Origin of the sequence: Rhizobium mongolense subsp. loessense (genome assembly GCF_900099775.1) — a bacterium.
GTDB classification, from domain to species: domain Bacteria; phylum Pseudomonadota; class Alphaproteobacteria; order Rhizobiales; family Rhizobiaceae; genus Rhizobium; species Rhizobium loessense.
Genome location: NZ_FMTM01000006.1, coordinates 131,760 through 157,608, shown reverse-complemented (window position 1 = coordinate 157,608; position 25,849 = coordinate 131,760). Strand labels below are relative to the sequence as shown.

Annotated in this window: 26 protein-coding genes and 1 tRNA gene; 10 read left to right on the top strand and 17 right to left on the bottom strand. The window is 58.7% G+C overall.

Translation table 11 applies throughout. The annotated features are described in order from the left end of the window. Positions 1-45 precede the first annotated feature (45 nt). From BLP23_RS20130 to BLP23_RS20080, 11 genes are all read right to left on the bottom strand, one after another. Complete coding sequence (locus tag BLP23_RS20130; RefSeq protein ID WP_092586617.1) at positions 46-234, bottom strand: hypothetical protein; 189 nt, start codon at positions 232-234, stop codon at positions 46-48. 133 nt (positions 235-367) lie between these two features. Continuing rightward, positions 368-1,141 carry an ABC transporter ATP-binding protein gene (locus BLP23_RS20125; RefSeq protein WP_092586616.1) on the bottom strand — a complete coding sequence of 258 codons (774 nt, stop codon included), beginning with the start codon at positions 1,139-1,141 and terminating at the stop codon, positions 368-370. After that, positions 1,138-1,971: an ABC transporter ATP-binding protein gene (locus tag BLP23_RS20120; RefSeq protein ID WP_092586615.1), complete on the bottom strand. Its 834-nt coding sequence runs from the start codon at positions 1,969-1,971 to the stop codon at positions 1,138-1,140. Before BLP23_RS20120 ends, BLP23_RS20125 begins: the two co-directional genes overlap by 4 nt. Continuing rightward, complete coding sequence (locus BLP23_RS20115) at positions 1,968-2,903, bottom strand: ABC transporter permease (protein ID WP_092586614.1); 936 nt, start codon at positions 2,901-2,903, stop codon at positions 1,968-1,970. Before BLP23_RS20115 ends, BLP23_RS20120 begins: the two co-directional genes overlap by 4 nt. Beyond that, on the bottom strand, positions 2,900-3,967 hold the full coding sequence (locus BLP23_RS20110; RefSeq protein WP_208603178.1) for an ABC transporter permease: 1,068 nt from the start codon (positions 3,965-3,967) through the stop codon (positions 2,900-2,902). The genes BLP23_RS20115 and BLP23_RS20110 overlap by 4 nt, the downstream gene beginning before the upstream one ends. A gap of 18 nt (positions 3,968-3,985) precedes the next feature. Then, positions 3,986-5,629, bottom strand: a complete 1,644-nt coding sequence (locus tag BLP23_RS20105) for an ABC transporter substrate-binding protein (RefSeq protein ID WP_092586612.1) — start codon at positions 5,627-5,629, stop codon at positions 3,986-3,988. A 46-nt stretch (positions 5,630-5,675) separates the two neighbouring features. Next, positions 5,676-6,734 carry a dipeptidase gene (locus tag BLP23_RS20100; RefSeq protein WP_092586611.1) on the bottom strand — a complete coding sequence of 353 codons (1,059 nt, stop codon included), beginning with the start codon at positions 6,732-6,734 and terminating at the stop codon, positions 5,676-5,678. A gap of 152 nt (positions 6,735-6,886) precedes the next feature. Next, complete coding sequence (locus BLP23_RS20095; RefSeq protein ID WP_092586610.1) at positions 6,887-7,912, bottom strand: ABC transporter permease; 1,026 nt, start codon at positions 7,910-7,912, stop codon at positions 6,887-6,889. A 34-nt stretch (positions 7,913-7,946) separates the two neighbouring features. Next, the gene (locus BLP23_RS20090) at positions 7,947-9,488 is read right to left on the bottom strand and encodes a sugar ABC transporter ATP-binding protein (protein WP_092586609.1); all 1,542 of its coding nucleotides are present in this window, start codon (positions 9,486-9,488) and stop codon (positions 7,947-7,949) included. Between the two features lie 78 nt (positions 9,489-9,566). Further along, positions 9,567-10,496, bottom strand: coding sequence for a sugar ABC transporter substrate-binding protein (locus BLP23_RS20085; protein ID WP_092586608.1), 930 nt, complete (start codon positions 10,494-10,496; stop codon positions 9,567-9,569). A 1-nt stretch (position 10,497) separates the two neighbouring features. Then, positions 10,498-10,806 (bottom strand): hypothetical protein, encoded by a 309-nt coding sequence (locus BLP23_RS20080; protein WP_139187092.1) that lies wholly within the window; start codon positions 10,804-10,806, stop codon positions 10,498-10,500. Between the two features lie 21 nt (positions 10,807-10,827). Here BLP23_RS20080 and BLP23_RS20075 point away from each other — a divergent pair, with 21 nt between their 5' ends. Beyond that, on the top strand, positions 10,828-11,337 hold the full coding sequence (locus BLP23_RS20075; protein WP_092586606.1) for a DUF1993 domain-containing protein: 510 nt from the start codon (positions 10,828-10,830) through the stop codon (positions 11,335-11,337). Between the two features lie 4 nt (positions 11,338-11,341). Here BLP23_RS20075 and BLP23_RS20070 read toward each other — a convergent pair whose 3' ends face one another. From BLP23_RS20070 to BLP23_RS20060, 3 genes are all read right to left on the bottom strand, one after another. Next, positions 11,342-12,859: an alkaline phosphatase family protein gene (locus BLP23_RS20070; RefSeq protein ID WP_092586605.1), complete on the bottom strand. Its 1,518-nt coding sequence runs from the start codon at positions 12,857-12,859 to the stop codon at positions 11,342-11,344. A 9-nt stretch (positions 12,860-12,868) separates the two neighbouring features. Continuing rightward, complete coding sequence (gene galE, locus BLP23_RS20065) at positions 12,869-13,849, bottom strand: UDP-glucose 4-epimerase GalE (RefSeq protein WP_092586604.1); 981 nt, start codon at positions 13,847-13,849, stop codon at positions 12,869-12,871. Positions 13,850-14,018: 169 nt separating this feature from the next. Then, positions 14,019-14,954, bottom strand: a complete 936-nt coding sequence (locus BLP23_RS20060) for a HEPN domain-containing protein (RefSeq protein WP_092586603.1) — start codon at positions 14,952-14,954, stop codon at positions 14,019-14,021. Positions 14,955-15,315: 361 nt separating this feature from the next. On the opposite strand from BLP23_RS20060, the gene BLP23_RS20055 reads away from it, so the two are divergent. Beyond that, positions 15,316-16,752 carry a DUF6880 family protein gene (locus BLP23_RS20055; RefSeq protein WP_092586602.1) on the top strand — a complete coding sequence of 479 codons (1,437 nt, stop codon included), beginning with the start codon at positions 15,316-15,318 and terminating at the stop codon, positions 16,750-16,752. 237 nt (positions 16,753-16,989) lie between these two features. Here BLP23_RS20055 and BLP23_RS20050 read toward each other — a convergent pair whose 3' ends face one another. Next, positions 16,990-17,916: a cyclic di-GMP phosphodiesterase gene (locus BLP23_RS20050; protein WP_139187091.1), complete on the bottom strand. Its 927-nt coding sequence runs from the start codon at positions 17,914-17,916 to the stop codon at positions 16,990-16,992. Between the two features lie 611 nt (positions 17,917-18,527). On the opposite strand from BLP23_RS20050, the gene BLP23_RS20040 reads away from it, so the two are divergent. After that, a complete protein-coding gene (locus BLP23_RS20040) occupies positions 18,528-18,833 on the top strand; it encodes a hypothetical protein (RefSeq protein ID WP_233426772.1) in 306 nt (101 codons plus the stop codon). 145 nt (positions 18,834-18,978) lie between these two features. Here BLP23_RS20040 and BLP23_RS20035 read toward each other — a convergent pair. Then, positions 18,979-19,068 (bottom strand) — tRNA-Ser (locus tag BLP23_RS20035). A gap of 304 nt (positions 19,069-19,372) precedes the next feature. On the opposite strand from BLP23_RS20035, the gene rplU reads away from it, so the two are divergent. The 4 genes from rplU to BLP23_RS20015 all read left to right on the top strand — a co-directional run bounded on the left by rplU (position 19,373) and on the right by BLP23_RS20015 (position 21,338). After that, positions 19,373-19,690, top strand: a complete 318-nt coding sequence (gene rplU, locus BLP23_RS20030) for a 50S ribosomal protein L21 (RefSeq protein ID WP_092586598.1) — start codon at positions 19,373-19,375, stop codon at positions 19,688-19,690. 34 nt (positions 19,691-19,724) lie between these two features. Beyond that, positions 19,725-19,994 (top strand): 50S ribosomal protein L27, encoded by a 270-nt coding sequence (rpmA, locus tag BLP23_RS20025; protein ID WP_022717527.1) that lies wholly within the window; start codon positions 19,725-19,727, stop codon positions 19,992-19,994. A gap of 124 nt (positions 19,995-20,118) precedes the next feature. Continuing rightward, positions 20,119-20,751 carry a GNAT family N-acetyltransferase gene (locus BLP23_RS20020; protein WP_028740006.1) on the top strand — a complete coding sequence of 211 codons (633 nt, stop codon included), beginning with the start codon at positions 20,119-20,121 and terminating at the stop codon, positions 20,749-20,751. Next, positions 20,751-21,338 (top strand): GNAT family N-acetyltransferase, encoded by a 588-nt coding sequence (locus tag BLP23_RS20015; RefSeq protein ID WP_092586597.1) that lies wholly within the window; start codon positions 20,751-20,753, stop codon positions 21,336-21,338. The genes BLP23_RS20020 and BLP23_RS20015 overlap by 1 nt, the downstream gene beginning before the upstream one ends. A 38-nt stretch (positions 21,339-21,376) precedes the next feature. Here BLP23_RS20015 and BLP23_RS20010 read toward each other — a convergent pair whose 3' ends face one another. Then, positions 21,377-22,240 carry an endonuclease/exonuclease/phosphatase family protein gene (locus BLP23_RS20010; protein ID WP_092586596.1) on the bottom strand — a complete coding sequence of 288 codons (864 nt, stop codon included), beginning with the start codon at positions 22,238-22,240 and terminating at the stop codon, positions 21,377-21,379. 84 nt (positions 22,241-22,324) lie between these two features. On the opposite strand from BLP23_RS20010, the gene obgE reads away from it, so the two are divergent. The 3 genes from obgE to BLP23_RS19995 are packed head-to-tail and all read left to right on the top strand — an operon-like array spanning position 22,325 to position 25,836. Further along, positions 22,325-23,404, top strand: coding sequence for a GTPase ObgE (obgE, locus tag BLP23_RS20005; RefSeq protein ID WP_092586595.1), 1,080 nt, complete (start codon positions 22,325-22,327; stop codon positions 23,402-23,404). After that, complete coding sequence (proB, locus tag BLP23_RS20000) at positions 23,391-24,560, top strand: glutamate 5-kinase (RefSeq protein WP_092586594.1); 1,170 nt, start codon at positions 23,391-23,393, stop codon at positions 24,558-24,560. Before obgE ends, proB begins: the two co-directional genes overlap by 14 nt. Continuing rightward, a complete protein-coding gene (locus BLP23_RS19995) occupies positions 24,553-25,836 on the top strand; it encodes a glutamate-5-semialdehyde dehydrogenase (RefSeq protein ID WP_092586593.1) in 1,284 nt (427 codons plus the stop codon). Before proB ends, BLP23_RS19995 begins: the two co-directional genes overlap by 8 nt. Positions 25,837-25,849 lie beyond the last annotated feature (13 nt).

Genomic DNA, 25,849 nt, shown 5'->3' with positions numbered 1-25,849 from the left:
ATAAATTTCCTTCCACAGCGCGAGGGATAGAAAATCTGACCCGGCTCAGCAAAGAGTGCGCCATGCCCAGATCAACGAACGCTCGATTGCGTTTTCTTCTCTTTGGGCACCCGAGGAAGCCTCGATCAATCGGCGATCTCTTTCAGCGGGAATGGAAACGCTTGTCTGCTCGCTCCGTTCGACCTTGGCCGGAGGATCGAGATATCCCATGGTCATTCCGCCGAGAAAGAACATGCCTCACCTCCATGATCACGAAAGCTAACACTCGTTAACAGGATCATGACAGATGAAAATCGGCTGTCAATAGTCTAGTCGAATAGTCTTTTAACGGCTGCTTAACCTTGAATGACCAGTGTTCAAAAGGATTTCAAATATTTGAAAAATCTGCAGTTCTGGTTTTGACGAAGCCTTTGCTCGCGATCATCAAATTTCTCGTGTAATCCTCATGAATGTCCCCGCTGGCCAGCTGGCCGGAGGTCAGCCGTTCGACGACGGCGCCATTGCGCATCACGGCAAGCCTTTCACACATATGGGTAACGACACCAAGGTCGTGGCTCACCATGACAAAGGTCAGTTTGCGGTCACGCCTGATCTGTTCCAGCAGATTGAGCACCTCCGCCTGCACGGAAGCGTCGAGCGCCGACGTCGGTTCATCGAGCAGCAGGATCGACGGCTCGACGATCAGGGCGCGCGCAATCGCCACACGCTGCCGCTGGCCGCCGGAAAGCTGGTGCGGATAGCGGAAGCGGAAGCCGTTCCCAAGGCCGACTTCATCCAGTGCCCGCGCGATGCGCTTCTCGCTGTCGGCAATCCGGTGAATTGCCAATGGCTCGAGCAGCAGCCGGTCGATCGTCTGACGTGGATGCAGCGAGCCATAAGGGTCCTGGAACACCATCTGGACATTTCGATAGAAAGCCTTGCTGCGTTTTGGACCGTGCAGCAGCTGATCATGAATGCGAATTGCGCCACCCTTGACCGGCGCCAGGCCCGCTACCGCACGCAGCAGCGTCGACTTGCCGGAGCCGGATTCCCCAACCAGCCCGAATGAGCCGCCGGATGCCACCGCGATGCTGACATCTCGAAGCGCATGAAAATCGTCATAGACGACGCTGAGATTTTCGACCGAAAGCGCCACACTCATGCAGCCCACTCCGGCTTGCGGTCGAGCACTGGCAGCGGATGGCGGTCTTCTCCGATTTGCGGCATGCAGTTCAAAAGTCCCTGCGTATAGGGATGCTGTGCATTCTTAAGGTCAGAAGCCCTAAGCTCTTCAACGATCTTACCGGCATACATCACGATGACGCGGTCGCAGAACGAGGAAACAAGACGCAGATCGTGCGACACGAAGATGAGCCCCATGCCGCGCTCGGAAACAAGCTTGTCCAGGATCTTCAACACGTCGAGCTGCACGGTGACGTCGAGCGCCGAGGTCGGCTCGTCTGCGATCAGCAGTTCCGGCCCTGCAATCAGCATCATGGCGATCATTGCACGTTGGCCCATGCCGCCTGAGACCTCATGCGGGTAGAGATCGAAGACACGCTTGGGATCGCGAATCTGCACCGCCTCCAGCATGGCAAGCGCCCGTTCGGTCGCCTCGGCCTTGCTGACTTTCTCATGCGTTCTCAGCGTCTCGCAGATCTGCCGGCCGATCGACATCACCGGATCGAGCGAATACTTCGGATCCTGCAACACCATGGCGATGCGCTTGCCGCGCAGGAGCCGCCGTTCCTTCGCTGAAGCCTCTATGAGATCGATGCCGTTGAAGTCGAGCTTGTCGGCCGTGACGATGCCGTGCTTCGGCGTGAGCCCCATGATCGCTCGGCCGGTCTGCGACTTGCCAGATCCCGACTCCCCGACAATGCCGAGGCGTTCCCTGTCCAGCGTGAAGGAAACGCCGCGAACAGCTTCGATCACGCCGGTGCGCGTCGGGTAGCTGACCTTCAGATTGTCGACCGTCAGCAAAGCCGTCATTGGCCGCTCTCCTTGGGATCGAGCGCATCGCGCAGGCCGTCGCCAAGCAGGTTGAAACCGAGGCTGACGATGAGGATCGCAATACCCGGCATGGCTGCGACCCACCATTGATCGAGAATGAAACGGCGACCCGAGGCGATCATCGCACCCCATTCCGGCAGTGGCGGCTGCGCGCCGAGACCGAGAAAGCCGAGACCGGCAGCCGTCAGGATGATGCCCGCCATGTCGAGCGTTACGCGAACGATCAGCGACGAGAGGCAGAGCGGCATGACATGGCGGATGATAATGCGGGCCGGCGATGCACCCATCAGCTTGACCGCCGAGATGTAATCCGAGCGCCGCACCGTCAGCGTTTCCGCCCGGGCGATGCGGGCGTAAGGAGGCCAGGACGTGATTGCAATCGCGATGATCGCGTTTTGGATGCCCGGCCCGAGTGCCGCGACAAAGGCAAGCGCCAGCACCAGCTTCGGGAACGCTAGGAAGATATCGGTGATACGCATCAGCACTGCATCCACCCATCCGCCGGCATAGCCGGAGACCGTGCCCACAATCAGTCCAATCGGCGCCGAGATGATCGCCACCAGCACGACGACGAAGAGCGTCAGCCGCGACCCGTAGATCAGGCGCGAAAGGATATCGCGACCTTGGTCGTCCGTGCCGAGCAGGTACTCGCCGGTACCTGGCGGCAGCAGTCGCGCATTCTTTAGATCGCCGACCACCGGCGAATGCGTGGCCAAGAGATCAGCGAAGGCGGCAACGAAGAGCAGCACGATAATGATAACGAGACCAAGGACGGCAAGCTTGTTCGCACTGAATTGCCGCCAGGTCACATAGGCGCGCCCGAGACGGGCTTGTACGCGTGATTGCGGGCGATCGGAAAGCAGCCACTCGCGGCGGCTCATCGGCGCTGGCTGGCTGGCTGGGACCGTCATCGGCTTCGCGTCCTTGGATCGAGCGTCCGGTAGAGAAGATCGGACAGGAGGTTGATGCCGATGAACACCGTGCCGATGACGATCGTGCCGCCGAGGACAGCGTTCATATCGGCATTCTGCAGGGAGTTGGTGATGTAAAGGCCGATGCCCGGCCAGGAGAACACCGTCTCCGTCAGCACCGAGCCTTCGAGAAGCCCGGCGTAGGAGAGCGCAATCACCGTCACAAGCGGCACTGCGGCATTGCGCAATGCGTGGCCCCAAATTACCCGGGTTTCCGAAAGCCCCTTGGCGCGCGCAGCCACGATATATTCCTGACTGAGCTCGTTCAGCATGAAACTGCGCGTCATCCGGCTGATATAAGCGAGCGAGAAATAGCCGAGCAGCGATGCTGGCAAGATAATGTGCCGGAAGACGTCGTAAAAGACATCCCACTGCCCCTGCCAGGCGCTGTCGATCAGATAAAAGCCGGTAATCGGCGTGAACGTATATTCAAATACGATATCGATGCGCCCCGGGAAGGCCACCCAGCGCAGTTGCGCATAGAATACGACAAGCGAGATCAAGGCCAGCCAGAAGATCGGCACGGAATAGCCGACAAGCCCGACGACACGCACGAACTGGTCGGCAAGGCTGCCGCGCCGCACAGCCGCAAGCACGCCGAGCGGAATGCCAATCAGTGCGCCAAAAATGGTGCCGAGGGTCGCAAGCTCGATCGTTGCCGGAAAGACGCGGCGGATATCGGTCATCACCGGATTGGTGGTCAGCACCGAATTGCCGAAATCACCAGAAAGGATGCCTTTGATATAGATGAAGAATTGCTGATAGAGCGGCAGATTGAAGCCGAGCTCTTCACGCACGCGCTCCACGACATGCGTCGGCGCGCGGTCGCCAAGGATTGCAAGAACCGGATCGATCGGCACGACACGGCCGATGAAGAAGGTGACGGCCAGAAGTCCGAGATAGGTCGTCACGGCAGCGATCAGGAAGCGCCCGATTGCTTTCGCGAGAGGCACGGCACGACCCTTGGCGGGTCGCGCCTCCATTTTTGTTTCGATAATGCTCAACGAACGAATCCTGCCGGATTATTCCTTGGCGATTGGGCCAACGAAGTTCGTATCGAAGCTTGGTCCGAGTTTGAAGTCCCTCAGGTTCTTGCGATAGCCGGCGACTTCGATCTGCTGGAAGATGAAGATGAAGGGGCTGTTCTCCAGGTACTTCTTCTGGATATCCTGGTACATCGCGGCGCGCTTGGCACCGTCGCGCTCAAGCAGTGCTGCCTTGGCCTGCTTGTCGAGTTCCGGCGTTTCGAAGGTATTGCGCCATGCGAGCGTCTTGTTCGTGCCCGCATCCGAATTGTCCGGGTTCGCCGTGAAGGTATCGGCATTCGAGTTCGGGTCGAAATAGTCGGAACCCCATTGGCCGATATACATGTCGTGCGTGCGTGCGCGATATTTCGTCAGCGTCTGCTTACCGTCGCCCGGAATGATCTCGAGTTTCACACCGGCTTGTGCCAGCGTCTGCTGCATGGATTCGGCAATGCCGGTGACAGGCTGAGTGTTTCGCACGTCCATCGTCACCGAGAAACCATCTGCAAGACCGGCCTTTGCCAGCAGTTCCTTCGCCTTGGCGACGTCGAGTTTGAACGGATTTTCGTCAAGCGCGCCGAGCTGACCCTTCGGCAGGAATGTCTGGTGGATTTCGCCGATGCCCTTGATCAGCGTCGAGCTGATCGCATCGTAATCGACGAGATACTTGAAGGCCTGCTGCACCTCCGGCTTCTTCAGGTTCTCATTCTTGAGGTTGAGGCTGACATAATAGATCGTGCTTTTCGGTGCGCTCGTCGCCGCAAGGTCGGCGTTCTTCGAAACAGCGTCGAGATCGCCCGGCTCGAGATTGCGCGCGATATCGATATCGCCTGCCTCCAGCGCCAGACGTTGCGCGGCACTTTCCTTCATGTTGCGGTAGATGACGCGGTTCAGCTTCGGCTTGTCGCCGTAGTAATTGTCGTTCCGCTCCAGGACGACGACTTCGTTGGCGCGCCATTCACGAAGCTTGTAGGCGCCGGAGCCGGCATAGCCCGTCTTCAACCATTCATTACCGAAGTCGTTGTCATACTTGTATTCGGCACTCGGCGTCATCGGCTTGATGTGGTCCATCACCAGCTTCTTGTCGACCACGGAGGCAACCGTCGCCGTCAGGCAGTTCAGGACGAAGCTCGGCGCATAGGCCTTGTCGACCTTAAAGACGAACGTGTTTTCGTCCGCAGCCTTGGCCTTTTCAGTCACGTTGTCTCCGGTCAGGCCGAACTGCGTCAGGATGAATGCCGGGCTCTTGTCGAGTTTGACGGCGCGCTCGAAGGACCAGGCGACATCTTCAGCGGTGACCGGGTTGCCGGAGGCGAACTTCAGACCGGGCTTCAGCTTGAACGTATAGGTCAGGCCGTCATCGGAGACGCTCCAGCTCTCGGCAAGATCACCCTTGACCTTCGTCGTGTCGTTGAGGTCGAGGCGGACCAGCAGGCTATAGGAGTTGGTTGTCATTTCCGCCGTTGAAAGCTCGAAGGCCTCGCCTGGATCCATCGTAATGATGTCATCGATGGCGAAACCTTCGACGAGCGTATCCTTCGGCGTCTCGGCAAAAGCGGCAGGCGCCGTCAGCATGAGCAGCGAAAGCGCGGCACCCGCAGAAAGGGCACGAAAGTTGCGGCTGAGTTTAGTAATCATCATTGATCTGATCCCCTGTTATTGTTTGATTACAAAGCAATATTTTGGCTCAGGCGTTCTTCTCCCCCCACGCCGAAGCCAGGATGCGAAGCCAGTTTTCGCTGGCGAGTTTCCGTCGATCCTCCTCACCATATCCAACGTCCCGGAGAGCGGCAATCAGCTTCTGGTTGCCAGCCGCGTCGCCTATTTCGTCCGGAATTGTCGCGCCGTCGAAATCGGATCCGAGCGCAACGCAATCGATCCCGACGCGGTCGACGAGATAGTTGATATGGCGGATCATGTCCCTGATCGGCGTGTCGCCCTCGGAGCGGCCATCCGGCCTCAGCATCGCAGTGGCGTAATTGAGACCGATTAGCCCCTTGCTCTCCCTGATCGCATCAAGCTGCTTATCCGTCAGATTGCGCGCCACCGGCGTCAGCGCATGCACGTTCGAATGCGTAGCGACCAGTGGTTGATCTGTTGTCTTCGCGACGTCCCAGAAGCCCTTTTCCGTTATGTGGGACAGATCGATCATGATGCCCAGGCGATTGCATTCGCGCACCAGCTCAAAGCCGGCACCGGTCAGCCCCGGCGCAGTATCTGGCGACATCGGGAAGGCGAAGGGCACGCCGTGTCCGAAGACGTTATGCCTGCTCCAGACAGGTCCCAGAGAGCGCAGGCCCGCCGCATGGAAGACCTCGAGCGCGGAAAGGTCGGGCCCAATCGCCTCGCAGCCTTCCATATGCATGACCGCGGCAAAAACACCGCTTGCCATGGCGTTGCGGATGTCCTTCACCGTCCGGCAGAGGCGCCAGGCGCCTGCCTTGTCGAGACGTAACGCAATCGCCGCCATCTCGGTCGCGACGCCAAGTGACGGCAGCCGGTCGAGAGGTGCGGCCAGCGGCGTTTCGTAATGTCCGTTTTGATCGGGATCGGCGAAGACGAGATCGCCCGAGGGCACGTAGATGGCGCAAAGTCCACCAGCGAGACCGCCCTGCCGGGCGCGTGGTCCATCGATGTGGCCTGATGTCGCCCCGTTTAGAAATTCGGCAACCGGGTCGTTGCCGTCCCTTTCATGTGTCCAAAGCCTGAGGAGAACGTCATTATGGCCATCAAATACAAGCTGCATCTGTTTTCCTGCTCTGCCCTGCCGAGCAAATGACAAGCGTGCAGAATAGAAAAGCTGGCAGAATTGGCCAGCCCCCTTCTCAGAAATTTATAGCGGATCGGTAAATGCGCCTTGGCTTGAATGGAAACGGGGCCCGAAGGCCCCATTCTTGATCAGTGCTTTGTCCGCTTCTTCTGTCGGTAGACGTCAACGATGACGGCCGCGACGATGATCACGCCTTTGACGATCTCCTGGTAATAGGCATCCACCCGCAGGAAGGTGAAGCCCGACGTCATCACGCCGAGAATGACCGTGCCGATCACCGTACCGGTAATGCGGCCGACGCCGCCCGTCAGCGACGTGCCCCCGATAACGGCAGCGGCGATCGCATCGAGTTCGTACATCACGCCCATGCCGGCCTGTGCCGTTTGAGCGCGAGCCGCCGTGACGACGCCGGCAAGACCTGCCAGAAGGCCGGCGATCGCATAGACCTTGATCAGGTGTGCTTCGACATTGATACCGGAAACACGCGCCGCCTGCACATTCGCGCCGATTGCATAGGTGAACTTGCCGTAGCGCGTATAGCGAAGGGCGATGTGAAAGATCAGCGCGACGACAAGGAAAACGACGACCGGCCAGATGCCCGTGCCGATGAAATTGAACTGATCCGTAAGCCCTGATACCGGCTGGCCCTTCGTGTACCATTTGGAAAGACCGCGCGCCGAGACCATCATCCCGAGCGTAGCGATGAAGGGCGGAATCTTCGTCTTGGCGATCAACTGTCCATTGATGTAGCCGGCCAGGAGTCCGATCAGCAGGCCGACGCCGATAGGCACGAAAAACGGCATGTCGGTCAGGCCTGGATAAAGCGCGCGCGGCCATGTCGATGCTTGCGCGAAACTCGCCGCGATCATAGCCGTCATGCCGACGACGGAGCCGGAGGAGAGGTCGATGCCGCCGGTTATGATCACCTGTGTAACACCCACTGAAATAATGCCGATCACCGACACCTGCAGGATCATGATCGTCAGGCGTTGCGGGTTCATCAAGAAACTCTGGCCTACGAAAATCCAGCCGAGCATTTCGTAAACAAGCGCAATACCGATCAGCACCAGGAAGATGGTGAGTTCCGGCGGCACACGGTGCCGCCTCGGCCGGGTTGCGAGCGTGGCCTGGCTTTCGGCTGCCTCAGTATTCATGTTAACCTCCCTCCGGCGATTGATTGGGCCGCAATCACTGCGCGGCAAGCTCCATCACCTTGACTTGCGTTGCTTCGTCGCGATTGAGAAAACCAGTCACGCGTCCTTCATGCATGACCATGATGCGGTCACTCATGCCGAGCACTTCCGGCATCTCCGACGAGATCATGATGACCGCGACGCCGTTTCGGGCCATCTCCGTCACGAGTTTGTGGATTTCCGCTTTGGCGCCGACATCGATACCGCGCGTCGGCTCATCGAGAATGAGGATACGTGGGTTGGTCAACAGCCATCGCCCAATCAGCACCTTTTGCTGGTTGCCTCCCGACAGGTTCTCGACGCGTTCATCGAGGTTCGGCGTTTTGACGCGCAGCCTGCGCGCCATGTCCTCGCATGTCGCTTCTATCGCGCCTTCCTGCACGAAGCCGCCCTTGACGAATTTGTCCTGCAGCACGGCAATCTGCATGTTCTCGAGCACGTTGAGAATCAGCAGGCAGCCCGTTTCCTTCCGGTCCTCCGTCAGGAACGCCATGTGGTTCCTGATCGCCACCGTCGGCGAGCTGATATCGACCTTCTTGCCGAAAAGCTCGATCGTGCCGGAGCTTGCCGGCGTTACGCCGAACAGCGTCTCGGCAACGTTCGAACGTCCGGAGCCCACGAGGCCTGCAACACCGAGGATTTCCCCCGCGCGCACGTCGAAGGAAACCTCATGGAAGACGTTGTTGAGACTGAGATTCTTGACCGACAGTACCACGTCGCCGATCGGAACTTCTTCCTTCGGGAACATCTGCGTGATCTCGCGGCCGACCATCATCCGGATGATGTCGTTGCGCGTCACATCGGTCGATGCGTGCGTGCCGATATATTTGCCGTCACGAAACACTGAAAACTCATCAGCAATCTCGAACAGCTCGTTCATCTTGTGGGTGATGTAGACGATCCCGATACCCTGGACCTTCAGACCACGGATGATCTCAAAGAGATGGGCCACTTCGCGCTCGGTAAGCGCCGAGGTCGGTTCGTCCATGATGAGCACGTCGGAATTATAGGAAACCGCCTTGGCGATCTCGACCATCTGACGGCTTGCGACCGAGAGGTGCCGAACCTCGATGTCAGGATCGATGGTTATGTTGAGCCTTTGGAAAAGCTCTTCGGTCATGCGGTACATTTCGCCGTGGTCGACGAAGCCGAACCGGTTCTTGGGCTCGCGGCGGATCCAGATGTTTTCAGCAACCGTCATGAAAGGCATCAGGTTCAGTTCCTGATGGATCATGGCGATGCCGTTTTCCAGCGCATCGAGCGGCGATTTGAGTTGGATCTCAACGCCCTTCAGGTGCACATCACCCTTGTCCGGCGTATAGATGCCGGCCAGTATCTTCATCAATGTCGACTTGCCGGCGCCGTTCTCCCCCATCAGCGCGTGCACGGAGCCGCGCTTCAGCCGGAACTGCACATCATCGAGTGCGACCACACCGGGAAATTCCTTGCGGATGCCTTCAGCGCTCAGGAGATATTCCGCGTTCGGAATTGCTCCGCTTGCACGAACAGCGGCCATAGTGGAAGGGCTGACAGCCATCTCATCTCCTCTCCGGATATCCGACGACGGACGAAGCGGATGCGAGCCGGCTAGGGCCGCATCCGCAATTTCTTCGCCTCAGTTCTTGGCAACGAAGTCCTTGACGTTTTCCGGCGTGACGAGCTGGAAGGGAATATAGACCTTCTTCTCGATCTTTTCGCCCTTGGCGAGCTTCAGAGCCGCGTCAAGCGAGCCCTTACCCTGACCGGCAGCGTCCTGGAACACCGTCACGTCGAGGTCGCCGGCCTGCATGGCGGCGAGCGCATCCTGTGTGGCATCGACGCCGCCGATGACGATCTTGCTCAGATCCTTGCCGGCAGCCTTGAGCGCCTGGATCGCACCGATTGCCATTTCGTCGTTGTTCGAGATGACGGCATCGAATTCAATGCCGCTGGAGAGCCAGTTGGTCATCAGATCCGAACCCTGGGTGCGGGACCAGTTGGCCGTCTGCTCTTCGACGATCTCGATGCCTTTGCATTCGTCGGTCGCGACGACGTCGTGGACGTCCTTGGTACGCATGCGGGCAGCCTGGTTGGAAAGCTCGCCCATCATGACGACAGCCTTGCCCTTGCCACCGAGAAGGCGGCAGACTTCCTTCGTTTCCAGCGTGCCGGACTCCTGTTCGTTGGAAGCGACGAAGGCCTGCTTGTCCGGTAGCGCATCGACATTCACCGGCTCGCGGTTCACGTAGACGAGCGGAATTCCGGCATCGGCAGCAATTTTCGACATGGCGGTGGTGGCATCGGTATCGACCGGATTAACGATGATGGCGTCAACCTTGGATGCGATGAAATTCTGGATCTGGCTCTGCTGCTTGGCGACGTCGTTCTGTGCGTCTTCCACCTGCAGCGTTACGCCATCCAGCGTCTTGGCGTAATCCTGCATGCCGTTGCGCAGAACGGTCAGGAAGTTGTCATCGAAAAGCGCCATGGAAACGCCAATGGTTTCCGCGTGAGCCGCCGTCGACATGACGAGCGCCATCGCAGTGCCCAGGATAAACTTTCTCATTTTATTTCCTCCACAAAGCGGTGTCCGGCTGCACCCTCCTCACGCCGGAACTTCGGGCACTGCCCAAAAGCCGTATTGCGTCGCGCTGCCACTCCCATTCCGCAGCTTCTGTCAAAACGGAACAAACAAACCGTAAAATTTGTCTCGCGGAATATTCATTCCATTTTCCGCACGCGGCGTCAACTGTTTTTAAGGAGATGAAGACAGAAAGCCGCACTGGAAATATGAAGCCATGGGCGAGCAGGCCGATGAAATTGTCAGAGCGCGCGCCTAAATGTGCGGACGTGACGATCAAAACCGCCGCGCTCACGAAAATCCCCAAGGAGAAGCCATGTCCATTTCCATGTACCGCCTGACCGTTCCGATGTTTCAGCGCGGGCTTACGACGCTAAAAAACTACCTCGAAAAGGCCGAGGCTTATGCAAAGGAGAAGGGGATTGATCCGGATGAACTGGTCGCTGCCAGGCTTGCGCCCGATATGCTCCCGCTATCGGGCCAATATCAACGTGCGAGCGACAGCGCCAAGCTGGCGGTCGCCCGCCTGACCGCCACCGAAGCGCCGAAATTCGAGGACAGCGAAACGACGATCGCCGAACTGCGCGAGCGCATCGCCAAGACCGAAGGCTATCTCGCGACGATTGCGCCGCAAACGCTCGAAGGCACAGAAACGAATGAAGTGACGATTGCGCCGGGCGGCAACAAGATGACCTTCCGCGGCGACGAATATGTCGCGACCTTCGCACTGCCGAACTTCTATTTTCACGTCGCGACGGCACACGCGATCCTGCGCAATCAGGGCGTGCCGGTCGGCAAGATTGATTATCTTGGCCGCTTCTCGTGAGTCATCAGGGCCGGCGCGTGACCGGCCCTTCGTTCGTCAGCTCGGTATAGGCGAGCGTCTGATCGAGATGCCGCGCCCGGAGCGATAACAGCCTTTCGGCGCACTCCAGGCGTGTCGCTGCGTAGGCCGGATCAAGAGCGAGATTGTTGAGCTCCATCGGATCGGCCCTGAGATCGAAGAGCAGCGGCGGCAGGGCGGCAAAATGCACATATTTGAACCGTTCGTCCCGGATCACTGCGACATTGCACTGGTTCGATTTCAGGCCGAAGTGGCGCTCCGCTTCGCCATTGGCGATGTCGCGGAAATCAAATTCAAAGAATGCCGCCTCCCGCCAGTCGATCGCATCTTTATGATCGATGAACGAGCGCAATGAGCGGCCGTCGACATGGTTGGCTGTCTCGACACCCAGGCTGTCGCAAAGCGTTGGAAAGATATCCGCCGCACTCGTGAAGCGCTCGACCACGTGACCTCTCACCGCCGCTTTCGGGTCGCGGATGACCAGAGGAATGTGATAGCTGCCGTCAAAAAAACCGCCTTTGCCAAGCGTCCAGTGATCACCCATCATCTCGGCATGGTCGGAGGTGAAGATGACGATCGTATCGTTCCACACGCCGGCATCCTTCAGGGCCTGCCAGATCCGGCCGAGCTGCGCATCCACCTCGGCAATCATCCCATAATAGATCGCCCGGATCGCCGCGAAATCCTGGGCTTTCCAGTCGCTGACCGGACCCTCGGCGCCATATATGAAGCTGCCCTTGTCGTTTCTCGGCATCGAATAGCCAAGATAGGGATGCAGCGCCTCTTCGATCTCACGGCTTTTCGCCCGTGAAAATTCCGGTCCGTCGTCCGGTTTGAACATCCTGCCGAAGGGCTCAGGCACCGAAAATGGCGGATGCGGTCGCAGGAAGGAAACGTGGGCAAACCATGGCGCATCCTGTTCGCCGAGCCAGCGAATGAATTCGCAGGCAAGAAACGCAGTCTGCGTTTCTTGCCTGGAGTACGCGGTGGGTTCCGCCGAAATTTCGCCGCGGGCGGCACCAGGCGGAATATGGATGTCTCGGCTGACCGCATCGCGATGCCCGCGTGAGCGCAACCACGAAAGCCACTGCTTCTCATGCTCGGGCAGGAGCTGGCGTGCGGTAAACCCAGGCAGGAGACCTTCGTAGGTCTCAAGGTGCGGGTCGTTTTCATCAAGTTCGCGCGGATCGGGCGCAGTATCCGTATAGCCGAACAACGTCGGGTCATAGCCGGCGCGCCTTGCCGCCAGCGCCAGATTGTCGAAGCGGCGGTCCAGAGGCGAGCCGTTCCGGCAAACCCGGTGGTTCATCTGGTAAAGGCCGGTATAAAGCGTCGCCCGCGCCGGCGAACAGGGTGCCGCGCCGGCGAAGTGATTGCGAAAAAGAACGCCCTCCCTCGCCAGCGCATCCACATTCGGTGTCCTGACACAGGCGTGGCCGGTGGCCGAAAGGCAATCACCGCGCCATTGATCCGCGGTGATGAGAAGGACGTTCGGCCGCTTCATAAAGACGCCTCAGTGATTGGATCTGGAATGCCAGTTCCACGCCGACTGGATGATCTGCGAAAGATCATATTGCGGTGCCCAGCCAAGCACATCGCGGGCCTTGTCGTTATTGGCAACCAGCGTGTGCGAATCGCCTTCCCGGCGCCCGATATATTCAACCGGGAACGGCCGCTTCGACACGTCTTCGATCGCCCCGAGCAACTCCTTGACCGTCGTGCCCGTCCCCGTCCCGAGGTTTAGCGCAACGGAATCGCCGCCCTTCAATAGATATTCGACAGCGCGCACATGCGCATCCGCCAGATCGAGCACGTGGATATAGTCACGCACGCAGGTGCCATCGCGTGTCTCGTAGTCGCTGCCGAAGACCTTGAAACCCTGGCGGCGCCCGAGTGCCGCATCGATTGCAAGCGGAATGGCATGGGTTTCGGGCTGATGCCACTCGCCGATCCGTCCTTCGAAATCCGCACCCGCCGCATTGAAATACCGCAGGATTACGGAACGGAGACCCTTATACTGGTCGTAGTCGGCGAGCGCTTGCTCGACGATGTATTTTGTGCGCCCGTAGGGATTGATCGGCACCTGCCGGTGCGCCTCGTCAAGCGGCACGCTCTGCGGCAGCCCGTATGTTGCGCAGGTGGATGAGAAGACGAAAGCTTTGATGCCTGCGGCCTGCGCGGCCGAAAGCAGGGTCAGCGTCCCGATAACATTGTTCTCGTAGAAGGAAACAGGATCCTTCACCGATTCGCCGACTTCGATCAGCGCTGCAAAATGCAAAATCGCCGAAGGCTTGTGCTTGGCCAGTACCTCCTCGAGCCGGGCGCGATCACGAATGTCGCCCTCCTCGGCGGGACCCCACCTGACGAATTCGCGATGTCCATTCGAGAAATTGTCGAAGACGACAGGTTTGTAACCCTTGTTCGCCAGATCGAGGCACGTATGAGAGCCGATATAGCCGGCTCCGCCGACCACGAGAACAGTTTCACCTGCCATTTATCACCTTTGTTGCCACATCGGATATGAGAAGACTTAGCGGAGATCGACGGCAAGAAAAAGAAGGAATCCGCAAAACGTGCTGCAGCGCACCATGCCGATATCGCAAAGCCTCAACGGCGCCCCAAATTTTTCGGGCAGCTACCCCGCCCGGTCACGAAAGGCACTTTCACCCGTTCAGACGCTCCTTGCAGATCGTCTCCACAAGCGCCTGCAGATCTTTCACATGCGTTACGAGCCATTGCAGCTCTTCACTGCTGATCGCGTATTCCGACGAATAGCGCGCCTCGACATAGGCGCGCGACAACAGCTCGAATGAACGGCGGGCAAAGCGGGTATCGCGCGGCCAGGCGGAAACCAGCCGCGCATCCGTGCTTTCGGCTTGCGACCGCAGCACCCTGATCCGGTGCGATTTCGGGCTATAGAGATTAAGTGTCAACAGAAGGCTGTGATAGGCACGCTCCGTCGCTTGATGGAGCATGAAAGCGCCGTCCCGCCAAATTTCGTTTAAGATGCTGAACTCCGCAATCGTCAGCGCTTCACGCGAGAGCTTCATCCACTGATTGAAATACCGCTGTGCTTCGGTCTTCGCCTCCTCTGATGTCAGCGCCTTCGGCTGGGCAAGCGGATGGCCGGGCTCCTCGTAGAGCACGATCCCATCCTTGGCGATGTCGGTGAAGAACGGACGGCCGCGGGCAAGCTGGTCGTTGACGTCTGCCAGGCAGTGGACGATCGGGATCACCGGGGTTTCGATCCGGTGGCTGATCTGCTCCTGCAGCAACCGTTCCTCCAGCGCCTCCCACAGCTCATGCTCTTCCGCAAAGCTCTTGGTGTTGACGACGATGAGAAGGTCATAGTCGGAACGGTAGCCGCTTGCGCGATCCTCGACCCAGTCGCCGCGGGCATAGGAGCCGTAAAGGATGACCATGAGGACCTTGCCGGCGGCCTTCTTGCCGGACAGCTTGGTGGCACGGAACTGCTCGACCTCGAAAAACAGGATTTGCAGAATACGGGCGAGCTCTCGACGCTTCTTGTCGGGCAGATGGTCGAGATGGTCTGTCAGGGTCACTGCCGCGTCGAAGCCTTCGGTGGGAATCGTATCCATCGTAGCGGCTCATCGGTTGTTACGCATCTAAACTCTTTACGCGCATAGATAAAACATTACAACCATATTTCGCGGACTTGGTGCCCTGAATAAGATGACGTTCGCCGACATCGAGCAGACGCCGTGTTTTCCGAGGATGGGCTTGCCAGCGTGCTCTGAGCTTCCTGATTGTCGCCGCCATGTGATCTCCAATCGATGTTGAAGATCACGCCTAGGATACCCTGAAGGGGCGCCAAGGATTATCCCTGGCACACATCGATGTTTCGTCTACGGACGGTTGTCGACGTAAAGCTCAACCGGTTGTCGCCCTGAATGCTGCCGGCGTATATGGTTCTCGACGACTGAAATCTTGGAAAAATGGATGGCACCGAAAACGACGCTGAACGCCAAAAACCTGGAAGTGCTAGGCGCCGAGAGGCTGGCCGAGTTGCTGATCGAGATCAGCACGGGCAGCGCCGCGACCAAACGCCGGCTGCGGATCGAGCTCGCCGGAACGCAGAGCAGCGCTGAAGTTGCAAGGGAAGTAACAAAGCGGCTTTCATCGATCGAGCGCTCCCGCTCCATGATCAACTGGCGCCGGGTGAAGGCCTTGAAGAGCGATCTGGAGACGCAGCGGCACGTGATCGTTGATACGATCGCCAGCAGCGATCCGGACGAGGCGGTGGAGGTGATGTGGCGCTTCATGGGCCTGGCGCGTTCGATTTTCGAGCGATGCGACGATGGCAACGGCACGATCATGGATGTCTTTCATCAGGCCTGCGTTGATCTGGGCACGATAGCAAGCGCGGCAAGACCGGACCCGCGCCTGCTCGGCGAACAAACCTTCCGCGCGCTGCAGGACAATGGCTACGGACAGTATGATCGCCTAATCGAGAATCTGTCGCCGGCGCTGGGTGCGGAAGGCCTCGACCGGCTGAAGTCGTTGTTCGACGATTGGGCAAAAGCGCCGGTCGATACGCCGACTGAGGCAGGCCTTGCCGTAATCGGTTGGGCAAGCAGTGGCCCGGGTTACGAAGACGAATTCAATCTCCGCCATCGCGGCAGAACCATCAGGTCAGCATTGGAGCAGATCGCCGATGCCCAGGGCGACGTTGATGCCTTCATCGCGCAGCAGAGCGAGCAGGCGAGATCCGTGCCGATGATTGCGGCAGAAATCGCCCAGCGACTGCTGAAGGCGGGCCGGGCCGGAGAGGCATGGGATGCCATCAATCGCATTGAGATGAAGGGCCGACAATCCCCGTTCGAGTGGGAAAAAGCCCGCCTCGATGTGCTTGAAGCTCTGGGGCGGAGGGACGAAGCGCAGGCCTTTCGCTGGCAGTGCTTCGAACAATCGCTGAACGAGCGGCACCTGCGAGCTTTTCTGAACCGCCTACCGGATTTCGATGATCTCGAAGCAGAGGAAAACGCCTTCGATTGTGTGAGCCACTTCTCGGATGTCCACCAGGCGCTCGCCTTCCTGCTGTCATGGCCGGCGCTCGACAGGGCTGCGACTCTCATTCGCGCGCGTGCAGCCGAACTTGATGGCGATCACTACGAACTTTTGACGCCGGCGTCCGAGCATCTGCAGGAGAAGTATCCGTTGGCAGCGACCATCGTCCTGCGGGCTATGATTGACTTTACGCTCGATCGAGCGAAATCCAGTCGCTATCGCTTTGCCGCGCGACATCTCGTTCAATGTGAGCGATTGTCGACGAAGATTTGCGCCCTCGACACTTTTACGTCACATCCCGACTATGTTGCAGATCTGAGGGGCAAGCACGCGAAGAAGGCCGGATTCTGGACGGCCGCAGGACAGTGACGAAGGATCATCTGCAACGGCGCCAGCCAGACGCCCTCTTAGTTTTCTGATTGTCGCCATGTGGTCTCCAGCGGATGTTGAAGATCGCGCGTAGGACGCCCTCGGGGGTGAGCCAAGGATTATCCCGGCATCCTCACCTATTAATTCTCGCATGCATTCACTGCTCGGCGAGCCGGATCGACTTTTGAACTCCTGGAACGGGTTTTCTCCTCGGCAAACCATCAAACCAAACTGCACTTAGTTAATCAAGCTTCCGAGCCGCAGGACCAGTCTCCTGTCGAAGAGATGTCCCCTATCGAACATCCACTTCAGCGCTTCTGTGCTGGTCCATGCGCGCTTGTAGGGGCGGACGCTCGTAAGGGCGTCAAACACGTCGCACACGGTGCATATGCGAACAGGTAAACTCAGTCGATCAGCTCGAAGGCCAAGCGGGTAGCCGCTTCCGTCAAGGGCTTCGTGGTGAAATCGGCAGATTTCGAGAATCAGGTCAGATACCTCCGGATGCTGCTTAAGGCGGAGGTAGCCACGCTCAGGATGGGTGCGCATTACATGCCGCTCGGCCTCTGTCAGCTGTCCGCTCTTATTGAGGATAGCGTTGGGTATCAGCAACTTGCCAAGATCATGCAACAGCCCGGCTATGGTTAATTCCCTTGTCGTTTCCTCTCCCAGGTCCGACAGGTGACCGAGCCCCGTCATGAGCCCGCTGACCGCGAGCGAGTGGATATAAGTTCCCTCATCCTTGGTCTTTAGCCGCGTGACCTCGACCAAGACATGGGGCGAGGCGACTAAGGAAGCGGTGATGTTCATGGCGGCGGGGGCGAATCGATCGATATCGAACTTGCCTGATTTGATCTCGTCAAAACCGTCCCGCAAAGTCGCGGTTACTTGAGATACCGCATGCTGGATCCGTGTGCGCTGGTCTGATTCACGCAGGGATGTGGGCTGGACGTGCTCGTCCGGCTGGCGGCAAACAGGCAAACCGCAATCGACATTGCTTTTCGCACGGTTGATCAGAACGTATTCCGCCGAAGAGGCGAGTATGGAATGCAGGGCGGAATCCGTTTCAAGCAGGAAGCGTCGTCCGGAGAACTCCAAGTCAGCGCATTCTACCGCTTCAATATACATTCCTTTTCGAAGCAAGGACTTTCGAATACGCAGAACCACGATTAGCGACTCCTCACGTCTGCTAATACTTCTCGTTGTAAGCGTATATCTAATATCTAATAAAAGCGTTACGTGCTTCGAACTGCTACTGCGTTCTTGGATGACAAGTGCCTCCCGCTGTGTCCCAGATCAGCGCCCGAGGCAAATCTCGGTTGATTGAGAACGGGAGGATTTCTGGTTCAACGTAGCCTACAGCGAGGCTTCATACTGCGCCGGCGCACTTGTGCTTGCTATCGGCCTCTGAGCTGTGGAGGCGGCAGAAATCCCGAACGCAAGTTAGAATATCCAAATCTCCAATGATTCCAATGCGTATGGAATAAGGGAGCGTGCGCTACTTATTATCGAGGCGCTAGCCTTTGTAGAATTCGAGATGGCTGCTTCGCATAATGAGTGATGGTATCCAGAGCCGCCAAAGAGAAGGATCCCTTTTTCTCGGCAAAATCCCAGGTAACGAAACACGCTAGAATAAAAGCAGCGATGACGTATCTCATCGTATTCTTATATACGGAGATGCTTAAAGCAGCGTAAAGCACGGCCTCATCGACCCGCTCGTCGGGCATGAGGCATCGCTGAACGCAACATATGCAGGAAAAAGGAGAATAGAAATGCGAATGATGCTCAAAGTTTCGCTTCCCGTTGACAAGGGAAACGCAGCAATCAAAGACGGCAGCCTCGTCACCAAGATTCAATCCATCCTTGCTGATCTCAAACCCGAAGCGGCCTACTTCACTGAATTCGACGGGAAAAGAACGGGCCTGATTTTCTTCGACATGACGGACACCTCGGAGATTCCGGCCGTTGCTGAGCCATGGTTCCTTGCGTTTGATGCCAGTGTTGAGATCAAGGCGGTCATGAACCGCGATGACCTGGCGAAGGCCCGGCCCGGGATTGAGAGGGCAGTCGAGAGCTTCGGCTGAATCAGATCACAACGGCTTGAATAGTGCCCACTACAACGGACGCGCCGTCAGCGTGGCCTGCCATGATTTGTGATCGCAGCCACCCAACGGCAAAGGCTCTCGGCAGATGCCGAGGTTTCACAATCATTTGATTTCAAATAAAATCTGGCGGAGAGGGGGGGATTCGAACCCCCGATGCCCTTGCAGGCATGCCGCATTTCGAGTGCGGTGCATTCAACCACTCTGCCACCTCTCCGCGGTGCTGGTTGGCGCTTGTTTCGCGCGGGCTGTCTCATAGCGATCAAAAGGCAGGCTGGCAAGACGAAATTGTAAAGCTTTTCATCCTTTTGCCTTGACAGCTTTTTGACACTCGCGTATCTCGCTCACGCAATAGGCATGGAGAAGTCCGTGCCTTGCCAGCCTCGCGCTCGCGCGGGGTTTTCACCGGCAGACAGAGTTCCGGGCGAATGCCCTGAAATCCCTGCTTAACTTCGACTGATAAGAAGACAGCCACCTGCGGTTTGCGGGGAGAGCTGGATCGAACATGAAAGGATTAAAAAATGTTCGCAGTCATCAAGACCGGCGGTAAGCAGTACCGTGTGGCAGCCAACGACGTGCTGACCATCGAGAAGCTTGAAGCAACCGCTGGCGACTCCATCGAATTCACCGAAGTCCTCGTAATCGGCGAAGGCGCCGACGCTTCGATTGGTGCTCCCTTCGTCAAGGGCGCTTCCGTCAAGGCCGAAGTGGTCGAGCACAACCGCGGCAAGAAGGTCATCGCCTTCAAGAAGCGCCGCCGTCAGAACTCGAAGCGTTCGCGCGGCCATCGCCAGCATCATACGGTCGTCCGCATCACGGACATCGTGGCTGCCAAGTAAGATCACAAGACTAAAGGTTTAAAGGAGAACTCCAATGGCACACAAAAAAGCTGGCGGTTCATCGCGTAACGGTCGTGATTCCGAATCCAAGCGCCTTGGCGTGAAGAAGTTCGGCGGCGAAGCCGTCATCGCAGGCAACATTATCGTGCGTCAGCGCGGTACGCAGTGGCATCCGGGCGCCAATGTCGGCCTCGGGAAGGACCACACCATTTTTGCGCTTACGGCAGGCAATGTGGACTACCGAACGAAGGCCAATGGTCGCGTTTACGTGTCTGTAATGCCGAAAGCGGAAGCAGCGGAATAAGCCGGTAGCGCTCAAAAACAGCCGGCGTCTCATCGACCCGGCTGGCCGTACCAGGTTCAGTCCAGAAAACAGGGGAGATGGGGCGCCATCTCCCCTTTTTCTTTGTCCATAAGGAGGACTGAACATGCAAGGCGAACTGATAAGGGTTGACCAATCACGGTCACCCCAAGAGCGGCTGAGGCCGGAGCGGTTAAGGACCGATTGCCCTGTCTTGTTATCGGAAAGGCTCGTCATGCGCGCGCCCCACGAGGAAGACATTGACGCCCTTTCCCATCTCGCCAACAACGCCAAAGTCGCCACAATGGTATCGCGTATGCCGCACCCATATACCGCCAATGATGCAGCCGACTTCGTGCGTCGGACGAAGAACGGCGAGATTGGTAAGTGCGTCTATGCCATCACCAAAGCTGAAAACGGCGCCTTCATGGGGTGCTGCGGAGTTGAGCCGCATGCAGACGGGCGTACCGTCGAAATCGGCTATTGGCTCGGTGAACCCTACTGGAACCAGGGCTATACGACCGAAGCGTGCCACGCTCTGGTGGATATGGTCTTTCGCACGCGCGAAAACGTCGATCAGATCGATGCCCGTTGCCGGGTGATGAACATCGCGTCGCGGCGGGTCATCCAGAAGTGCGGCTTCCAGTTCCAGGGCTCAGGCCTTGCCGCATCTCTGGCACTCGGCAGCAACGTGCCCGTGGAATGGTACCGGCTCGACCGGAAGACCTGGATGTCGCTGAGAAGTTGGGGGAGCTTGTGATGAGCGCCGCCATCTTGCAGCGACCCAAGAGCGAGCAAGTGACGCCCGGCCCCGTGCCGGTCGTCACCACGCCCCGGCTGACGCTCCGCCCGCACAGGTTGGCCGATGCGAATGCGATTGCCGAATCGCTGTCCGACTTCGCAGTCACCCGCATGCTTGCCCGCGTGCCCGCGCCCTATGACAGGCAGGACGCGCTTGATTGGCTGGTTCCCGTGACGTCCGGTAGTCTGCCGGATTGGCACTTGGCGGTCACCGATGGCGACGACACGCATATCGGCGTCGTCTCCGTCGAGCTCCGCCACGGCCGCTGGCACCTTGGCTACTGGCTGAACCGCTACTTTTGGCGGCGCGGCTATATGAGCGAGGCTGTCGCAGCCGTGCTGGAGCGCTTCTCCCGGCGGATGCCGGAAAGCGCCGTTCATTCGGGCGTGTTCGCGGACAATCCAGCCTCGCTGAGATTGCAGGAAAAGCTTGGTTTCCGGATGACGGGATGTGCGGAGATCTACAGCTTCGCCCGCAACACCATGGTATCGCACGTCGAAACCGTGCTTCAGCCCGGCGCTCTGCAGATCACGAAGGCTGCCTGACCAGACAAGAACACCGCAGCCGCCGCTGCGGTGTTTTCCTATCCGCCGATCTCGACCCAGACAGGGAAATGGTCGGAGCCTACCGAAGCTGTATCCACATGAGCAGATTTCAGGCGGCCATGCAGTCCGCAACTGACAAAGCAGTAATCGAGATGCATGCGTTTTCCGTGGTTCTTCGGGTCCATCCAGCTATAGCTTGCGGGCGCATAGCCTTCGAGCGCGGCCAGCGCATCGACAGGTGTTCCGATGCGCGGCACGCGGCCGTAATATCCGTCCTTCGTCCCGGCAAACGAGCAATATTCCGGCGATTCCGGCACCATGTTGAAGTCGCCCAAGATGACGTAGTCTTCCGGAAGCGGCAGATCCGTGATCTCGAATTCGCAGGCACCCGACAGGCAACCGCCCTCGAACGGAAACGCATTGATGCGCTCGTTCAAGTAGGCGAGCTGGCGGATGCGCTCGTCGGGCGAAACATGATCGAGATGAACGGAATAGACGCGAAGCGCCCCTTCCGGCGTATGAATGACGGCCTCGGTCGCCCCACGCTGCAAATTGATTTTCGAAACTGTGCGGCTGCGCGGCAAAAGCAGGGTGCGCGCCGACAGGATGGGCCAACGCGAAAGGATCATGTTGCCGAACTGGAAGCGCGTGCCGCGCGGCGGAAAACCCTCTTCACCGGCGTCGACATGCAGATCGCAGGCCGGGCCATAGACCCAGAAATGGTTGGGAAAGAAGGCCGCAAGATCAGCCGGCATGTCGGAAAAATCGTTTCGCGAGAAGCCTCTGGTCACCTCCTGAAGCGCGATGATATCTGCGCCATCGAGTGTCTCCGCAATACGGCCGAGATCATAAATCCCATCAAGACCGAAGCCGTACTGTATGTTATAGCTCGCAAACTTCACGATAATCTTTGACCTTAGCTTGAACCGCCTATATCGAAAGCGGCAGGATGGGGCGCGCAAAAAGCCACCGATGATGGAAGTAAAATGAAATTTCTCGACGAAGCAAAGGTCTATATCCGGTCCGGTGACGGCGGCGCAGGCAGCGTCTCGTTCCGGCGCGAGAAATTTATCGAGTTCGGCGGACCGGACGGAGGCGACGGCGGACGCGGCGGCGATGTCTGGGTTGAAGCCGTCAACGGCCTCAATACGCTGATCGACTTCCGCTACCAGCAGCATTTCAAGGCCAAGATCGGCATGCATGGCATGGGCAAAAACCGCACCGGTGCCAATGGCGACGATGTGACGCTCAAGGTCCCGGTCGGAACACAGGTGCTCGAGGAAGACCAGGAAACGCTGATCTGCGACCTGACGGAAGAAGGACAGCGTTTCCGGCTTGCCGCCGGCGGAAACGGCGGCTTTGGGAATGCGCATTTCAAGTCCTCGGTCAATCAGGCACCGGATTGGGCAAATCCCGGCCTGCCTGGCGAGGAAAAGACGATCTGGCTGCATCTGAAGCTGATTGCGGACGCCGGCCTCGTCGGTCTGCCCAATGCCGGAAAGTCAACTTTCCTGGCGGCAGTCACCCGCGCGCGGCCGAAGATTGCCAATTATCCTTTCACGACCCTGCATCCGAACCTTGGCGTGGCAACGATCGACGGACAGGAGTTCATTCTCGCCGACATCCCGGGACTGATCGAAGGTGCGCACGAGGGCATTGGCATCGGCGACCGGTTCCTCGGTCATGTCGAGCGTACCCGCGTGCTCCTGCATCTAGTCTCGGCGCAGGAGGAAAAGGTCGGCAAAGCCTATACGACTGTGAAGAACGAGCTTGAGGCCTATGGTAACGAACTGACCGACAAAGCCGAGATCGTTGCGCTCTCACAAATCGACGTGCTCGACGAGGCGACGCTGAAGAAGAAGACGAAGGAACTTGCCAAGGCGTGCGGCAAGACGCCGTTCCAAATTTCGGCCGCAACCGGCAAGGGCATGACCGAGGTTCTGCGAGCCTTGCGCGACATCATTGTCGAAGCGAATGCAGGCGGCGAGAAGCCGGCCAAAGCGCCGAAGCTGCGGCATCGCGACATGATCGCGGCCGACGAGGACAGAACGGATGACGACGCGTAAGCCGCTCGATCGCTACCGCCGCATCGTCATCAAGATCGGCTCAGCACTCCTTGTTGACCGCAAGACCGGGCTCAAGAAGGCATGGCTCGATGCAATGTGCGCCGACATCGCCGGTTTGAAAGCAAAGGGCGCGGATGTGCTTGTCGTCTCCTCAGGCGCAATCGCGCTCGGCCGCTCGGTGCTCGATCTGCCTTCTGGTGCGCTGAAACTGGAAGAAAGCCAGGCGGCCGCAGCCGTCGGCCAGATTTCGCTTGCGCGTGCCTGGTCAGAAAGCCTTTCGCGCGATGAGATCGTGGCGGGCCAGATCCTGCTGACGCTCGGCGATACTGAAGAACGCCGCCGCTATTTAAACGCTCGCGCCACGATCAACCAGTTGCTGAAGATCGGCGCCGTTCCGATCATCAATGAGAACGACACCGTCGCGACCAGCGAAATCCGATACGGTGACAATGATCGCCTCGCGGCCCGTGTCGCAACGATGACAGGCGCCGACCTGCTGATCCTTCTATCCGATATCGATGGGCTTTATACGGCGCCGCCGCACCTCGATCCGAAGGCGGAGTTCCTCGAGACGATCGCCGAGATTACCCCGGAGATCGAAGCGATGGCAGGCGGCGCCGCTTCCGAGCTTTCGCGCGGCGGCATGCGCACAAAGATCGACGCCGGCAAGATCGCGACGACGTCGGGCTGCGCAATGATCATCGCTTCCGGCAAAACGGATAGCCCGCTAGCGGCGATTTCAAATGGCGCACGTTCCTCCTGGTTTGCACCCTCCGGCACTCCCGTGACCGCGCGCAAGACCTGGATCGCAGGTCAGTTGCAGCCAGCCGGAGAACTGCATGTCGACGACGGCGCCGTGACGGCGCTGGGTGCGGGCAAGAGCCTGCTTCCCGCCGGCGTTCGCAAGGTGACCGGGGTTTTTAGCCGGGGGGACACCGTGGCAATCATCGGCCCTTCTGGGCGCGAGATCGCTCGCGGCCTCGTCAGCTACGATGCAGAAGACGCCCGCCAGATCGTTGGCCGCAAATCGGCGGAGATAGAAGCGATCCTCGGTTATCCCGGCCGTACCGCCATGATCCATCGCGACGATATGGTGATGACGTCCCAGGTAAATTCGAAATCGGAAAGACAGAAGAAGGACACGGCCCATGCTTGAGACCGTTGTGCAAGGCCCTGACATTGATGCGCTGATGAACGACATCGGCCGCAAGGCCAAGGCAGCGGCACGACCGTTAGGCTTTGCGTCCACCGAGGCCAAGAACAAGGCGCTGTATGCAATGGCCGACGCGATCCTCGCAAGCAAGGAGCACATCCTTGCCGAAAACGCCAAGGATCTGAAGGATGTCGCTGGCACCGATATGCTTGCCTCCTTCATCGACCGCCTGACACTGAACGACCAGCGCATCACCGAAATGGCCGAAGGCATCCGCGCCATTGCCGCTCTGAAGGACCCGGTCGGCGAAGTGATTGCCGCCTGGGACCGGCCGAACGGACTGAAGATCGAGCGGGTGCGCACACCTCTCGGCGTCATCGGCGTCATCTTCGAAAGCCGGCCGAATGTGACGGCAGATGCCGGTGCGCTTTGCCTGAAGGCAGGCAATGCTGTGATCCTGCGATGCGGTTCGGATTCGCGCCGTTCGTCGCAGGCAATCCATGCCTGCCTCGTTGAAGGGTTGAAGACAGCCGATCTTCCAGAGCATGCCATACAGCTCGTTCCGGTTTCGGACCGTGCCGCCGTGGGCGCCATGCTGCGGGGCTTGGAAGGTGCAATCGACGTCATCGTGCCGCGCGGCGGCAAGAGCCTCGTCGCGCGCGTGCAGAACGAAGCTCGCGTGCCAGTATTTGCCCACCTCGAAGGCCTTTGCCACATCTATGTAGACAAGTCTGCCGATATCGAAATGGCAACGAGGATCATCGTCAACGCCAAGATGCGCCGCACAGGCATCTGCGGGGCCGTGGAAACCCTGCTTGTCGACGGCGCTGCAATCGGCACGCATCTGACACCGCTTCTCGAAGCGCTGGCCGAGGCAGGCTGTGAGATCCGCGCATCCGCCACGGTGTTGAAGGTTGCCCCGGGCATTAAGCCGGCGACCGAGGAGGATTGGTCGACCGAATATCTCGATGCAGTCATTTCCGTTGCCGTCGTGGACGGCATTTCCGGCGCGATCGCACATATCCAAAAGTATTCGTCGAACCATACGGAAGCCGTGATCGCGGAAGATCCGGTCGTCGTCGAGCGATTCTTCACCGAGATCGATTCGGCCATTTTGCTGCACAACGCTTCCACGCAATTCGCCGACGGCGGCGAGTTTGGCATGGGTGCGGAAATCGGCATTGCGACGGGCAAGATGCATGCCCGCGGTCCTGTAGGTGTCGAGCAGCTTACCTCCTTCAAATACCGCGTGCGCGGCACCGGACAAACGCGGCCCTGACGTGACGACAGCC

Coding starts and splice junctions, on each gene's coding strand:
- BLP23_RS20125 (WP_092586616.1), bottom strand. CDS start 1,141: ATGAGTGTGGCGCTTTCGGTCGAAAATCTCAGCGTCGTCTATGACGAT.
- BLP23_RS20115 (WP_092586614.1), bottom strand. CDS start 2,903: ATGACGGTCCCAGCCAGCCAGCCAGCGCCGATGAGCCGCCGCGAGTGG.
- BLP23_RS20090 (WP_092586609.1), bottom strand. CDS start 9,488: ATGGCTGTCAGCCCTTCCACTATGGCCGCTGTTCGTGCAAGCGGAGCA.
- proB (WP_092586594.1), top strand. CDS start 23,391: ATGACGACGCGTAAGCCGCTCGATCGCTACCGCCGCATCGTCATCAAG.
- BLP23_RS20105 (WP_092586612.1), bottom strand. CDS start 5,629: ATGATGATTACTAAACTCAGCCGCAACTTTCGTGCCCTTTCTGCGGGT.
- BLP23_RS20100 (WP_092586611.1), bottom strand. CDS start 6,734: ATGCAGCTTGTATTTGATGGCCATAATGACGTTCTCCTCAGGCTTTGG.
- BLP23_RS20130 (WP_092586617.1), bottom strand. CDS start 234: ATGTTCTTTCTCGGCGGAATGACCATGGGATATCTCGATCCTCCGGCC.
- BLP23_RS20085 (WP_092586608.1), bottom strand. CDS start 10,496: ATGAGAAAGTTTATCCTGGGCACTGCGATGGCGCTCGTCATGTCGACG.
- BLP23_RS20070 (WP_092586605.1), bottom strand. CDS start 12,859: ATGAAGCGGCCGAACGTCCTTCTCATCACCGCGGATCAATGGCGCGGT.
- BLP23_RS20040 (WP_233426772.1), top strand. CDS start 18,528: ATGATGCTCAAAGTTTCGCTTCCCGTTGACAAGGGAAACGCAGCAATC.
- BLP23_RS20015 (WP_092586597.1), top strand. CDS start 20,751: ATGAGCGCCGCCATCTTGCAGCGACCCAAGAGCGAGCAAGTGACGCCC.
- BLP23_RS20075 (WP_092586606.1), top strand. CDS start 10,828: ATGTCCATTTCCATGTACCGCCTGACCGTTCCGATGTTTCAGCGCGGG.
- obgE (WP_092586595.1), top strand. CDS start 22,325: ATGAAATTTCTCGACGAAGCAAAGGTCTATATCCGGTCCGGTGACGGC.
- BLP23_RS20060 (WP_092586603.1), bottom strand. CDS start 14,954: ATGGATACGATTCCCACCGAAGGCTTCGACGCGGCAGTGACCCTGACA.
- BLP23_RS20020 (WP_028740006.1), top strand. CDS start 20,119: ATGCAAGGCGAACTGATAAGGGTTGACCAATCACGGTCACCCCAAGAG.
- galE (WP_092586604.1), bottom strand. CDS start 13,849: ATGGCAGGTGAAACTGTTCTCGTGGTCGGCGGAGCCGGCTATATCGGC.
- BLP23_RS20095 (WP_092586610.1), bottom strand. CDS start 7,912: ATGAATACTGAGGCAGCCGAAAGCCAGGCCACGCTCGCAACCCGGCCG.
- rpmA (WP_022717527.1), top strand. CDS start 19,725: ATGGCACACAAAAAAGCTGGCGGTTCATCGCGTAACGGTCGTGATTCC.
- BLP23_RS20055 (WP_092586602.1), top strand. CDS start 15,316: ATGGCACCGAAAACGACGCTGAACGCCAAAAACCTGGAAGTGCTAGGC.
- BLP23_RS20120 (WP_092586615.1), bottom strand. CDS start 1,971: ATGACGGCTTTGCTGACGGTCGACAATCTGAAGGTCAGCTACCCGACG.
- rplU (WP_092586598.1), top strand. CDS start 19,373: ATGTTCGCAGTCATCAAGACCGGCGGTAAGCAGTACCGTGTGGCAGCC.
- BLP23_RS19995 (WP_092586593.1), top strand. CDS start 24,553: ATGCTTGAGACCGTTGTGCAAGGCCCTGACATTGATGCGCTGATGAAC.